The organism is Oceanicella actignis (genome assembly GCF_008124525.1).
Lineage (GTDB): Bacteria > Pseudomonadota > Alphaproteobacteria > Rhodobacterales > Rhodobacteraceae > Oceanicella > Oceanicella actignis.
Map to the genome: position 1 here is coordinate 69,038 of NZ_VNHJ01000012.1, position 12,101 is coordinate 81,138.

General features: G+C 69.6%; 11 protein-coding genes and 1 pseudogene. 10 read left to right on the forward strand and 2 right to left on the reverse strand.

The genetic code is table 11. The features are described 5' to 3' along the window. The first annotated feature begins 867 nt into the window (after nt 1–867). The 5 genes from LY05_RS15470 to LY05_RS14205 are packed head-to-tail and all read left to right on the forward strand — an operon-like array spanning nt 868 to nt 5,505. Nucleotides 868–2,604: a methyl-accepting chemotaxis protein gene (locus tag LY05_RS15470; RefSeq protein WP_249041959.1), complete on the forward strand. Its 1,737-nt coding sequence runs from the start codon at nt 868–870 to the stop codon at nt 2,602–2,604. Nucleotides 2,605–2,606: 2 nt separating this feature from the next. Further along, a complete protein-coding gene (locus tag LY05_RS14190; RefSeq protein ID WP_148923584.1) occupies nt 2,607–3,455 on the forward strand; it encodes a CheR family methyltransferase in 849 nt (282 codons plus the stop codon). Continuing rightward, on the forward strand, nt 3,452–4,048 hold the full coding sequence (locus tag LY05_RS14195) for a chemoreceptor glutamine deamidase CheD (protein WP_148923585.1): 597 nt from the start codon (nt 3,452–3,454) through the stop codon (nt 4,046–4,048). Before LY05_RS14190 ends, LY05_RS14195 begins: the two co-directional genes overlap by 4 nt. Next, nucleotides 4,045–5,115 (forward strand): protein-glutamate methylesterase/protein-glutamine glutaminase, encoded by a 1,071-nt coding sequence (locus LY05_RS14200; RefSeq protein ID WP_249041957.1) that lies wholly within the window; start codon nt 4,045–4,047, stop codon nt 5,113–5,115. The genes LY05_RS14195 and LY05_RS14200 overlap by 4 nt, the downstream gene beginning before the upstream one ends. 9 nt (nt 5,116–5,124) lie before the next feature. After that, on the forward strand, nt 5,125–5,505 hold the full coding sequence (locus tag LY05_RS14205; protein ID WP_072747141.1) for a response regulator: 381 nt from the start codon (nt 5,125–5,127) through the stop codon (nt 5,503–5,505). On the opposite strand, the gene LY05_RS14210 is transcribed toward LY05_RS14205, so the two are convergent. Beyond that, nucleotides 5,498–6,985 (reverse strand): ArnT family glycosyltransferase, encoded by a 1,488-nt coding sequence (locus tag LY05_RS14210; protein WP_148923586.1) that lies wholly within the window; start codon nt 6,983–6,985, stop codon nt 5,498–5,500. The genes LY05_RS14205 and LY05_RS14210 overlap by 8 nt on opposite strands. 114 nt (nt 6,986–7,099) lie before the next feature. Between LY05_RS14210 and LY05_RS14215 the strand changes: the two genes are divergently transcribed. From LY05_RS14215 to LY05_RS14230, 4 genes are all read left to right on the forward strand, one after another. After that, a complete protein-coding gene (locus LY05_RS14215) occupies nt 7,100–7,510 on the forward strand; it encodes a hypothetical protein (protein WP_072747139.1) in 411 nt (136 codons plus the stop codon). A 51-nt stretch (nt 7,511–7,561) separates the two neighbouring features. Then, on the forward strand, nt 7,562–9,133 hold the full coding sequence (gene xseA, locus LY05_RS14220) for an exodeoxyribonuclease VII large subunit (RefSeq protein WP_148923587.1): 1,572 nt from the start codon (nt 7,562–7,564) through the stop codon (nt 9,131–9,133). A gap of 36 nt (nt 9,134–9,169) precedes the next feature. After that, a complete protein-coding gene (locus LY05_RS14225) occupies nt 9,170–9,466 on the forward strand; it encodes a DUF1330 domain-containing protein (RefSeq protein ID WP_072747137.1) in 297 nt (98 codons plus the stop codon). 118 nt (nt 9,467–9,584) lie between these two features. Continuing rightward, a complete protein-coding gene (locus LY05_RS14230; protein ID WP_148923588.1) occupies nt 9,585–10,607 on the forward strand; it encodes an aspartate-semialdehyde dehydrogenase in 1,023 nt (340 codons plus the stop codon). Here LY05_RS14230 and galE read toward each other — a convergent pair. Further along, nucleotides 10,594–11,592 carry a UDP-glucose 4-epimerase GalE gene (gene galE / locus LY05_RS14235; protein WP_148923589.1) on the reverse strand — a complete coding sequence of 333 codons (999 nt, stop codon included), beginning with the start codon at nt 11,590–11,592 and terminating at the stop codon, nt 10,594–10,596. The genes LY05_RS14230 and galE overlap by 14 nt on opposite strands. Before the next feature lie 131 nt (nt 11,593–11,723). On the opposite strand from galE, the pseudogene LY05_RS14240 reads away from it, so the two are divergent. Then, nucleotides 11,724–12,101 (forward strand): annotated as a pseudogene (locus LY05_RS14240) (hypothetical protein); the annotation flags it as partial.

The following is a 12,101-nucleotide window of genomic DNA, read 5'->3' on the forward strand; positions in this document are numbered from 1 at the left end:
GAGAACATCGTCGCCACGGCCAAGCGCAGCCGCACGCAAATCAAGCGCGAGGCCGCGGCCGTGGACAAGGATCTGGCTTTCCTTGCCTCGAGCCCGTTCGGCGGATCGGCTTTCCAGGAGCTCTACTCGGCCCACCTGCAGCAGCCCGGCGGGCCCGAGGCGCTGCGCGCCGCGGCGAAGGGCCAGGGGATGGACGGAATTTCCCCCTACGCCATCGCATATGGTCGGTTCATCGACACGCTCAAGTCCTTCGCCGACTCTGGCGGGTATCAGGATCTCCTCTTCGTATCCAAGGAGGGGCGCATCTTCTTCTCGACCGGAGCGCGCAAGGATCTGGGCGCCAGCCTTTCCGCGCCCGAATACTCTTCGTCGCCGCTTGCAAGCCTGCTGAACGATCTCGGCGGCTCGGGACGCGGCGGCGAAATCCGCTTCTCGGAATACGGCGCCTACCCTGCCGGCCCGCGCGAGGCCGGCTTCGCCGCGATCTCGGTCAATGGTCCGAAGAACAGCTTCGGCGGCGCCATCGTGCTGCGTCTTTCGAAGGAGAATCTGAATTCGCTCGTCAAGGCGCAGTCCGACGTTCTGACCGGCGTTCAGGTCATCCTGCGCAACGCCGACGGCGAGTATCTGACCCGCGCTCCCTCGGGCAAGCCCACCGTTCCCGAAGAAGCGCTCGCGCAGATGCTCGAAGAGGCCCGCTCGGGGGAGATTCCGGCCAGGATCGTCAGCATGTCCGACGGAAGCAGCGCGGCCGTCGCCATCGCCGCGGCAAGTCATCGCGGGCTGAGCTGGTTCGTGCAGACGACGCAACCTTTGGACAAGGCTCTGGCGGCAACCCGACAGAACATCATCGACATGACCATGGCGATGGCGCCGGCGCTGGCCTTGGTCGCCCTGCTTGGCTGGCTGGGCGCGCGCGGATTTTCCCGTCCGATCAGGGGCATCGCGGCGGCGGTCTCGCGCCTTGCGGAAGGCGAGGACGTCGTGCCCCCGGGGCTCCAGCGCTCCGACGAGCTTGGCGACCTTGCTCGGTCGCTTCACGTGATCCACGAGAAATCCCAGGAAACCCAGCGCCTCGTCTCCGCCATTGACGCCAGCGATTCGCTGGTGACCATCGCCGACGCGGACTTCAACATCATCTTCGCCAACCAGTCGTTCATCTCGATGCTGGAGAAATGCGAAGACGAGCTGAAAAAGCGCATTCCCGACTTCGAGGCGCGCTCGATCGTCGGCCGCAACATCGACATCTTCCATCGCGACGCCGTCGCCATTCGCAAGCGGCTGAGCGCCCTCGAAGGATCCTTCAAGGGAAAATTCCGTCTCGGCGAACGATCGCTGGCCTTCGCCGTCACCCCCGTCAAGGACCGCAACGGGGTTCCGCTCGGCTATTCGCTCGACTGGAAGGATCTGACCGACGTCGAGGCCATGGAACGGCAGGTCGCGACGGTCATCGACGCCGTGTCGCGCGGCGACTTCTCGCGGCGGGTCAACCTGGCGAAGGCCGATGGTTTCATGAAGGATGCGGCCGTCGGCATCAACCGCATCTGCGAAACCACGCAGGCATTCTTCACGGACCTCGAGCGCGTGCTGAAGGCGAACGCCTCGGGCCGCCTGGTCGAGCGCATGCCCGAAACGGGCCAGGGCGCGTTCCTCGAGCTGGCGGCCGCCGTGAACCGGATGAACGAAAAGTTCGCCGAAACCGTGCAGAACATCATGCGCAGCGCCACCGGAATGGGCGAAGGCATGCGCAAGATCGCCGAAGACGCGGCGGCTCTGTCGAGCAGAACCGAATCGCAGGCGGCGTCGCTCGAGGAAACCGCCGCCACGATGGAAGAAATGACCGCCAACGTGAAGGCCAATGCGGACAACGCCCGACAGGCGACCGAACTGGCGCGCGGCGCGGCGGAAAGGGCCGAGAGCGGCAAGGAGATCATGGAGCGCGCAGTCGGCGCCATGTCGCGCATCGAAAGCAGCTCGGCCAAGATTTCGGACATCATCAGCGTCATCGAGGCGATCGCCTTCCAGACCAACCTGCTTGCGCTCAACGCCGCGGTCGAGGCCGCCCGCGCCGGCGAAGCGGGCAAGGGCTTCGCCGTGGTCGCGGCCGAGGTCCGAACCCTGGCCCAGCGATCCAGCAAGGCGGCCAAGGACATCACCGCTCTGATCCATGACAGCTCGACCCATGTCGACGAGGGCGTCTCGCTGGTCAAGCAAACCGGCGCAGCGCTGAGCGAAATCGTCGCGTCCATCGCGCGCGTCGCGGAAACGATCGATGACATCTCCACCGCGAGCGAAGAGCAATCCACCGGCGTCCAGGAAATCTCGAGCGCGGTCGCGCATATCGACGAGATGACGCAGAAGAACGCCGCCATGGCCGAGGAAAGCGCGAAATCGGCCCGCGCGCTGCAGAACGAAACCGAATGGCTGCTTGACCTGGTGAGCTTCTTCCAGACCGGCGCCCAGCCTGGCGGCGCGCGCTCGCCCAAACCTGCCAAGCCCGAGCGCATCGCGGCCGCGCCCGCGGCCAAGGCGACGCCCGGCGCAGGCGGGGCGGCGGCGGCGGACCTTGCGGTCGTCGACGACGAAGACTGGTCGGAGTTCTGAGCATGACGGCGCTGCATGCGCAACGCCGCGAGCGCACATGCGCTCATGACGCAAGGATCTCCGAAGAGGACTTCCGGCGGGCGGCCGCGCTTCTTCGCCAGCTCGCGGGCATCGTCCTGGCGCCGCACAAGATCAGCCTGGTGCAGTCGCGACTGGCGCGGCGCCTCAAAGCCCTCGGACTCGACAACTTCAAGGAGTATCTCGACCTTGTCTCCGGGCCGGACGGCGTCGATGAGCGCACCGAATTCGTCAACGCGCTGACGACGAACCTGACGTCGTTCTTCCGCGAAAGGCACCATTTCGAGCATCTGGCCTCGGAGCTTCTGCAGAATGTCCTGCGAAAACGCCCGCCCAGGGTGCGCCTTTGGTCGGCGGGATGCTCGAACGGGGCCGAGGCCTACTCCATCGCCATGACGATGCTCCCGGCGCTGGAGGCCGGTCTCGACGTGAAGATCCTGGCCACGGACATCGACACGCGCGTTCTGGGCCGCGCGAAGCGCGCGATCTATGCCGCCGACCAGGTCGAGGAGGCGCCCCCGGCTCTCCGCTCGAAATGCATGCGCAGCGTCGGCCGGGGCGAGGTCGAGATCATCGGCCCCGCCCGCGACGCCATACGTTTCCGGCAGCTTAATCTTTTCGCGCAGTGGCCCATGCAGGGCGCATTCGACGCGATCTTCTGCCGCAATGTTCTGATCTACTTCGACGCGGAAGACAAAGCGCGGCTTGTCGACCGCTTCACGGGCAAGCTGACCTCCGGCGGCTTTCTCTATCTGGGACACTCGGAAGCCTTGATGTCCGATCATCCCATGCTCGAGCCGGTCGGCCGAACCATCTACCGGAGGCGCGCATGAAAGCCTTGGCTCTCGCCGACCAAACGGCCCATTTCGACCCAAGGGTCAATGCCAAGGTCATCACCGTGCTGCCCGGCAACTATCATGTCACGAATGCGGATGCCGCCATCTCGACCCTGCTCGGATCCTGCGTCGCCGCCTGCATCCGCGATCGCGACGCCGGCATCGGCGGACTGAATCACTTCATCCTTCCCGCATCCGAGGCGGCGGGCGATTTGCGCTCGGCGCGCTACGGCGTCTTCGCCATGGAGCTTCTGATCAACGAGATCCTCCGCCGCGGCGGAAGGAAGGATCGGCTTGAGGCGAAGATCTTCGGCGGCGCCCGCGTCGTCGACTCGGGCAAGGACGACACGGTCGGGGATCGCAACGGCCGTTTCGTCAAGGCATATCTGAGCACCGAGGGGATTTCCGTTCTGGCCGAAGATCTTGGCGGCGAGCGGCCGCGCCGCGTGTTCTTCTTCCCTTCGACCGGACGCGTTCTTGTTCAACGTCTGGCGCGATCGGCGGCGATGGACGAAAGCGCCGTCGCGCGGCGCGCGATCGAAGAGCGCGTCAGCGCCCGACGCGCAGGCGGAATCGAGCTGTTCGAATGAGCGCCCGGTCGATCTCCCCCCGGCCGCGCGTCCTGATCGTGGACGACAGCGCCCTCATGCGCGCGCTTCTGAAGCGAATGCTCGCAGCGGACGGCGACATCGACGTCGTCGGCGCGGCATGCGACGCGGAAGAAGCCCGAGCGCTCATCCCCAGGCTTGCTCCGGACGTCATAACGCTGGACGTCGAGCTTCCGGGCATGAACGGCATCACCTTTCTCGAACGCCTGATGCGATCGCGGCCGATGCCCGTGATCATCGTGTCGTCGCATACCGTCAGCGGGGCGAGCGCCACGATTCAGGCGCTCCAGGCCGGGGCGCTGGACGTCGTCGCGAAACCTGCCCGGCGCAGCGACATGGAGGGCTTTGCGCGCGCGCTGCGCGACAAGGTCCGGGGCGCTCGCCATGCCCGGCTCCCCGGGTTCCGGCCCGCGCCCTCGACGCCTCGCGCGATTCGCCCGACGGCGTCGGCGCATGGGCGACGTCTCATCGCCATCGGCGCATCGACGGGCGGCGTGGGGGCCATCTCTTCGGTGCTGGCGCAACTGCCCGCCGACATGCCGCCGATCGTGATCACGCAGCACATGCCGCCGGGCTACCTGGAACGCCTCGCCCATCGTCTGGCGCACCAGCTTTCGCGCGACGTCGCGCCTGCGGAAGAAGGCGAGGTCCTTGCGCCGGGCATGATTCGCCTTGCGCCGAGCGACCGACATCTGACCGTGTCCGGCCGCGCCCCGCACTACAGGGTGCGGCTTTCCGATGGGCCGCCGGTCAGCGGGCACCGTCCCTCCGTTGACGTTCTATTCAACTCTGTCGCGCAAAGTGCAGGCAGCGACGCGCTGGGCGTGCTGATGACGGGAATGGGGCGCGACGGCGCGGCGGGCCTGAAGGCCATGCGGGACGCGGGGGCCTACTGCATCGGGCAAAGCCGCGACAGCTGCGTGGTTTACGGCATGCCGCGCGCCGCGGCCGAGCTGGGCGCGGTGGATGAGGAGATCGACCTGGATGAGATAGCGCAGAAGATCGTTTCCGTCGTCACGCTTCCTCTCATTTCTCAAGCCGCGAAGTAGGAGAAACACATGCCTGCCGCCAAGACGCTCAAGGTTCTTGTCGTCGACGACCAGCAAACGATGCGCGGGCTTGCGCGCCAGTGCCTGAAAAAGCTTGGCGTCATCGACGTTTCGTTGGCGGCGTCAGGCGATGCGGCGCTTCAGATGATGGGCTCGAAGATGTTCGACATCGTCATCTCGGACCTGAACATGCCGGGTCTGAGCGGCGTCGAGCTGGCGCAGAAGATCAAGGCGCATCCGGTGTTCAACCGCATACCGGTCTTTCTGGCCACGTCGGACGCCTACCGGGATCAGGCGGTCGAGGGCGTGGTCGACCATTTCGTGGCCAAGCCTTTCAGCGTCGCCGACATGCGCGAGGCCATGGAGGCGCATCTGGGGCCGCTCACCTGACGTGGCCGGCTGGGGGAACGATCTCGACCGAAAACGCCGCGACCGCGCCCGATCGGTTGGCGAGCGGGGCCGAGACGACGAAAGGCGGGCCTTCGGCGGCCCTGCGATCGCGCAGCGACGCCGGCCGCGGGCCGCGCCCCTCCCACACCAGCACCTGGCGCCCGGCGGGCTCGGGCTGCCCCGGCCACGGCGCCTCGGCGGCCCGAACGTCCAACCCTCGGCGTTGCAGGGCGAGCGCAAGGTTGGCGCCGTCGACATGGCGCGCGCCGACGATGACCGCGCCCTCGACGTTGGCGCGCTCGGCGATCTGCGCCGCGAGGGCGTCGTATGGATATGCCAGACGGTGCGCGGAGAACGTCGTCACGCCCGCGACGCCGACAAGCGCCATGACGTAGGCGAACGCCGCCAGGCGCGCCAGGGCGCGCAGCCGAGGCGCGTCAAGGGGCCGCGCCGCCGCCAGCCACACCGGCAACGCGGCGAGCGCGGGCGTGAGGTAGCGCTCGCGCACCCGGTGCATGTCGCCCGCAAGAACGATCGCCGCGAAGACGGCTAGGGACGCAAGCATGGTCCGGCCCAGCGCCTGCACATAGGCGTCCGCGCGCCGATCGGGAAATGCGGGCGCGGGCGCGGCGCCCCGCCGCGCCAGCCACCACACGATCAGGGCGGGCCCCGCCCATGCCGCGCCCGCCTGCAGCAGGGACAGGAACCCGTCCAGCCCGATCCCGGGAAGATCGAGACCGCTGGTCGCGCCCTCGGTCGAGAACAGCTTGGACATGCGCGCCGTGCTCTGGCGCATCTGAAGCGAAGCCGCGATCAGGGACGGCCCCGCCAGAACCGCGAAGACCGCGGCGCTGATCGCGACGCGGCGATCGGCGATGATCCCTCGCGTCTCGCGCCCCATCCACAGCGCCGCCAGGTAAGGCCCCAGGAACAGCGCGAAACTGTATTTGGACATTGCGCCGAGGGCCATGGCGGCGCCGAACCAGAGCCAAAGGCGCGGATGTCGGCGCTCTGGCGGGCGCAGGGCCAGAAGCGCACCCGCATGCACGACCGCCGCGGCGGAGGCCAGGACCAGCACCGAATGGGTCAGCGTCAAGGCCGACATCCACACGATCTGCGGCAGGAAGGCGGAGGCGGCCAGCGCGCCCAGGGCCGCGCGCGAGCCGCCAAGCCTGCGCGCCGCGTCCCATGTCAGCAGGTGAAAGGCGGCGAGCAGCGGAAACTTGACCGCCGCCGCGGCCGGCGCCCAAGCCCCGCCCGTCAGCGCCAGCGCAACGTGCATCAACCAGTTGTAGAGCGGCGGGTGCGAGTTGCCGTAAGCCATCCGAAGGTCGGTCTGCCCGACGAAATGCGCCTCGTCGACCTCCAGATGGGGCGACAGCCACAGCCGCAGCGCCGCAAGCGCCGCGACATAGGCCAGGACAAGCCACGGCCCGCGGCGGGCCCATCGGTCGATCCAGTCGGGTCGTTGGGTGGTCATGGCGCGCTCCTGCCCCGTCCGCGGCACAGCTAAGGCCCGCGCGCGGCGCTGGCAAGGCCGGGCTTTCCGCCGCCGCGCGGCGCGCTAGAATGCGCCGTCAGCCTGGGAGCCGCCATGAGGTCTCGCGCCGCAACAGTTCTGAGCCTGTGCCTCGCCGCTGCCGCGGCGGCGCAGCCGCGCGCGACCTCGCCCGACGAGTTCCGCGCATTCGCCGAAGGCCGCACGCTGCGCTTCGCCGCGGCGGAGGATCCCGCGCGCATCGTGGGAGCCGAGCAATATCTGCCGGGCGGGAGGGTCATCTGGCAGGATGCGGCCGGCCGCTGCGTTCGCGGCGCCTGGCGGGCGCGCGGCCAGGCGGCGTGCTTCACCTATGCCGATGCGCCCGATCGCGAGCTGTGCTGGCGCTTTGCGCGCGACGAACAGGGCCTTCTGGCCACGCTGGAGGGCGACGACGCGGCCATTCTGCGGGTCGTCGGCGCCTCGTCGCGCCCGCTGTCCTGCGCGCCCTCGGGCGCCGGCGTCTGAGGCGCGCTTTCGCGCTGGCCGGGCGCGTCGGGCGGCGCTAGTCTGCGCGCCATGTCAGACCTGTTCGAAGCCCCGACCGCGCGCGCGAATCTGCCCGAGCTCTCGGTTTCCGAGCTGTCCGCCGCGGTCAAGAAGACCATCGAAAGCGGCTTTGGCCATGTGCGCGTGCGCGGCGAGGTGGGGCGCGTCTCGCGCCCGCGCTCGGGTCATGTCTATCTGGACCTGAAGGACGAATCCGCCGTCCTCGCGACCGTGATCTGGCGCGGGGTGGCCGCGCGCCTGTCGATCCAGCCGCAGGAGGGGGACGAGGTGGTGGTCACCGGCCGCCTGACCACCTTTCCGGGGGCCTCGCGCTATCAGCTGGTGGTCGAGGACATGGCCTATGCCGGCGAGGGCGCGCTGCTGGCCAAGCTCGAGCGGCTGAAGAAGGCGCTGGCCGCCGAGGGCCTGTTCGACGCCGCGCGCAAGAAGCCCCTGCCCTATCTGCCCGAGGTGATCGGCGTGATCACCTCGCCTTCGGGGGCGGTGATCCGCGACATCCTGCATCGCCTGCGCGACCGCTTCCCGCGCCGCGTGCTGCTCTGGCCCGTCGCGGTCCAGGGCCAGGGCTGCGCCGAGCAGGTGGCCCGCGCCATCCGCGGCTTCAACGCCCTGCCACCCGACGGGCCCGTTCCCCGCCCCGACGTGCTGATCGTGGCGCGCGGCGGCGGCTCGATCGAGGATCTTTGGGGCTTCAACGAAGAGATCGTCGCCCGCGCGGCCGCCGAAAGCCGCATCCCGCTGATTTCGGCCGTCGGGCATGAGACCGACACGACGCTGATCGACTTCGCCGCAGACCGGCGCGCGCCGACCCCGACGGCCGCGGCGGAAATGGCCGTGCCCGTGCGCGCCGAACTGCTGGCCGCCCTGGCCGGGCTGGAGGAGCGGCGCCTGCGCGCGATGAATCGTCGGCTCGAGGAAAGCGCCCGGCGCCTGCGCGACCTGGCGCGCGCGCTGCCCCGGCCCGAGCAGCTCATGGCCGAGCGCGCGCAGCGGCTCGACATGCTGGCCGCGCGCCTGCCGCGCGCGCTCATCGCCTTCGCCCATGCCAAGCGCGGCGAGATGGCGCGCGGCGCGGCGGCGCGCTTCGGCCCGGCCCTGCTGGCCGGCGCCGCGCGCGAGCGCCGGCGCGCGCTGCAGGCTCTTGACGGGCGGCGCGCCCCCGCCATGCGGCGCCTTCTGCGCGACGCCGCGCGGCGGCTGGACGAGCTGTCGGCGCGCGCGCGTCCCGAGCGGCTGAGCCCGCGCCTGGCGCGCGAGGGGCGGATGCTGGCCGACCTGTCGCGGCGGCTCGACCGCGCGGCGGACGCGCTGACGCAAAGGCCGCGCGACCGGCTGGACAAGGCCGCGCGGCTGCTCGAAAGCTATTCCTACAAGGGCACGCTGGCGCGCGGCTTCGCCGTGATCCGCGACGAAGACGGCGCGCCCGTCACCTCGGCGGCGGCGCTGCGCGCGGGCATGCGCGTGGCGATCGAGCTGCACGACGGCGCGCGCCCCGCCCGCATCGAGGGCGACGCGCCCCCGCCCCGCCCGGCCCCGCGCCGCGCCGCCGCGCCCGATGGCGGGCAGGGCTCGCTGTTCTGACAACTCGCATCCGGGAATTCGCAAGGGAGGAGCCGCATGTCGCAGAAACCGGGCTACTGGATCGCCCATGTCCACGTCACCGATCCCGAAAGCTATGCGCGCTACGTCGAGGGCGCCCGCGCGGCCTTCGAGAAATACGGCGCCGAGTTCCTGGCCCGCGGCGGCCGCCATGCCGAGCTGGAAGGCGCCCAGGGGCGCGAGCGTCACGTCGTGATCCGCTTCGCCAGCTATCAGCAGGCGTTGGACTGCTACGGCTCGCCCGAATACCAGGCCGCCCGCAAGCATCGCGAGAACGCCGGCGAAGCCACGCTGACCATCGTCGAGGGGCTCTGACGCCGCGCCCGGCGCGTTTGCGGTTCCAATCCGGCGTCGAAAGCGGTAAACCGCGCCGTCGTCCGCCCTGCGCCGCGGGGCCGGGCGGCGAAACGTCATTTTCAGGAGTCCCAAGGAGATGGGTTACAGGGTCGTCGTCGCAGGCGCCACGGGCAATGTGGGCCGCGAAATGCTGAACATCCTCGCCGAGCGCGAGTTCCCCGTCGACGAGATCGCCGCGCTCGCCTCGCGCAAATCGACCGGCGTCGAATGCAGCTTCGGCGACAAGACCGTGACCGTCCGCGACATCGACACTTTCGACTTCGCCGGCTGGGACATCGCCCTGTTCGCCATCGGCTCGGAGGCGACGAAGAAATACGCGCCCCGCGCCGCGGCCGCCGGCTGCGTGGTGATCGACAACTCGTCGCTCTACCGCTACGATCCGGACGTGCCGCTGATCGTGCCCGAGGTGAACCCCGACGCGATCGAGGGCTACGCGAAGAAGAACATCATCGCCAACCCCAACTGCTCGACCGCGCAGCTGGTGGTTGCGCTCAAGCCGCTGCACGACCGCGCGCGCATCAAGCGCGTGGTGGTCTCGACCTACCAGTCGGTGTCGGGCTCGGGCAAGGAGGCGATGGACGAGCTGTGGAACCAGACCAAGGGCATCTACGTGCCCGGCCAGGAGGTCGCGCCCAAGGTCTACCCCAAGCAGATCGCCTTCAACGTCATCCCGCACATCGACGTGTTCATGGAGGACGGGCAGACGAAGGAGGAGTGGAAGATGACGGTCGAGACGAAAAAGATCCTCGACCCGTCCATCAAGCTGACCGCGACCTGCGTGCGCGTGCCGGTGTTCGTCGGGCATTCCGAGGCCGTGAACATCGAGTTCGAGGACCATCTGGACGAGGACGAGGCGCGCGAGATCCTGCGCGAGGCGCCCGGCGTCCTGGTCGTGGACAAGCGCGAGCCCGGCGGCTACGTCACGCCCGTCGACTGCGTGGGCGACTACGCCACCTTCGTCAGCCGCATCCGGCAGGATCCGACCATCGACAACGGCCTGAACCTGTGGTGCGTTTCGGACAACCTGCGCAAGGGCGCAGCGCTCAACGCGGTGCAGATCGCCGAGCTTCTGGGCCGCCGCGTGCTCAAGAAGGGCTGACCGGGGCGGGCGCGGGGCCCGCCCGCGCCTCCCACGCCAGCGCGCTGCCCACGATCCTGTCCAGCTCGTCGTTTCGCGGCCGCCAGCCAAGCGTCGCGCGCACCCGATCGGCGCGCGCGACGACCTGCGCCAGGTCGCCCGGTCGGCGCGGGCCGATCTGGACCGGCACGCGCCGGCCGGCCGCGCGCTCGACCGCGGCGATGACCTGACGCACCGACGCGCCCTTTCCATAGCCGCAGTTGAGAGTCGTCGTCCCGCCCCCTTCGCGCAGGCGGCGCAGCATCAGCGCGTGGATCTCGATCAGGTCCTGCACATGGATGTAGTCGCGCACGCCGGTGCCGTCCGGCGTGGGCCAGTCGTCGCCATGGATGGTCAGGGCCGCGCGCCGGCCGCATGCGGCCTCGCACGCCGCCTTGATCAGATGCGTCGCGCGCGGCGTCGACTGCCCCGCGCGCCCGGACGCATCGGCGCCCGCGACGTTGAAATAGCGCAGCACGCCCGCGCGCAGGATGCCGGCCGCGGCGGCGTCGCGGATCATGCGCTCGACCATCAGCTTGGACGCGCCATAGGGCGTGACGGGGCCAAGGGGCGCGTCCTCGTCCACGGGCCGGTCGCTGGGCGCATAGACGGCCGCCGTCGATGAAAAGACCAGCCGCTCGACGCCGCATTCCTCCATCACGCTCAGCAGCGTCAGCGCGGCGGCGGCGTTGTTGCGGTAATAGGCCAGCGGCTGCGCGACCGATTCGGGCACGACCGTCGAGCCCGCGAAGTGCACGACCTCGTCGATGCCGTAGCGGCGGATCAGCCAACGCAGCAGATCCGCGTCGCCGACATCGCCCTCGACGAAGGCGGCCCGCGCCGGGATCAGCGCCCGCACGCCCGTGGACAGGTTGTCCAGGATCACGGGCCGCTCGCCCCGATCCAGCAGCGCCAGCGCCATGTGGCTGCCGATGTAGCCCGCGCCTCCGGTGATCAGCGTCGTCATGCCGCTTCTCCCCATTTTCGCGCCGCGGGGGGCGATTTCTTGGGCGATACCGCCAATTGGGGCTGCAACGGCGCTCTGATAACGTCCGCGGCGACGGCCGCCGAGCCGCCCCCCATCTCAGGAGCCCGCCCATGCCCGCCCTTCGCCTGTCCGACGACGTTCTGATGATCGGCCACAGCCTGATCGGCACGACGCTGCCGCTGATGCTGCGCGACCTGGTCGACGACGCGCCCTCGGGCGGGCGGATCGACGCGCAGGTCATCAACGGCGCGCCGCTGAGCTGGCAGTGGGACCACTCGTCCGAGGCGCAGGGCGTGGACGGGCGCGCGGCGCTCGCCACCGGCGCCTACGAAGCCGTCGTGCTGACCGAGGCGGTGCCGCTGCAGAACCACCTGACCTGGTCCGACACCTACGGCTACGCCAAGCGCTTCTACGACCTCGCCGTCGGCGCCAATCCCGAGGCGCGGGTCTACATGTACGAGACCTGGCACGACATCCGCAGCGGAACG

What these genes read in the sequence shown, in the direction of transcription:
- LY05_RS15470 (WP_249041959.1), top strand. Translation starts at nt 868, where the DNA reads ATGGCGCCGGCGCTGGCCTTGGTCGCCCTGCTTGGCTGGCTGGGCGCG.
- LY05_RS14190 (WP_148923584.1), top strand. Translation starts at nt 2,607, where the DNA reads ATGACGGCGCTGCATGCGCAACGCCGCGAGCGCACATGCGCTCATGAC.
- LY05_RS14195 (WP_148923585.1), top strand. Translation starts at nt 3,452, where the DNA reads ATGAAAGCCTTGGCTCTCGCCGACCAAACGGCCCATTTCGACCCAAGG.
- LY05_RS14200 (WP_249041957.1), top strand. Translation starts at nt 4,045, where the DNA reads ATGAGCGCCCGGTCGATCTCCCCCCGGCCGCGCGTCCTGATCGTGGAC.
- LY05_RS14205 (WP_072747141.1), top strand. Translation starts at nt 5,125, where the DNA reads ATGCCTGCCGCCAAGACGCTCAAGGTTCTTGTCGTCGACGACCAGCAA.
- LY05_RS14210 (WP_148923586.1), bottom strand. Translation starts at nt 6,985, where the DNA reads ATGACCACCCAACGACCCGACTGGATCGACCGATGGGCCCGCCGCGGG.
- LY05_RS14215 (WP_072747139.1), top strand. Translation starts at nt 7,100, where the DNA reads ATGAGGTCTCGCGCCGCAACAGTTCTGAGCCTGTGCCTCGCCGCTGCC.
- xseA (WP_148923587.1), top strand. Translation starts at nt 7,562, where the DNA reads ATGTCAGACCTGTTCGAAGCCCCGACCGCGCGCGCGAATCTGCCCGAG.
- LY05_RS14225 (WP_072747137.1), top strand. Translation starts at nt 9,170, where the DNA reads ATGTCGCAGAAACCGGGCTACTGGATCGCCCATGTCCACGTCACCGAT.
- LY05_RS14230 (WP_148923588.1), top strand. Translation starts at nt 9,585, where the DNA reads ATGGGTTACAGGGTCGTCGTCGCAGGCGCCACGGGCAATGTGGGCCGC.
- galE (WP_148923589.1), bottom strand. Translation starts at nt 11,592, where the DNA reads ATGACGACGCTGATCACCGGAGGCGCGGGCTACATCGGCAGCCACATG.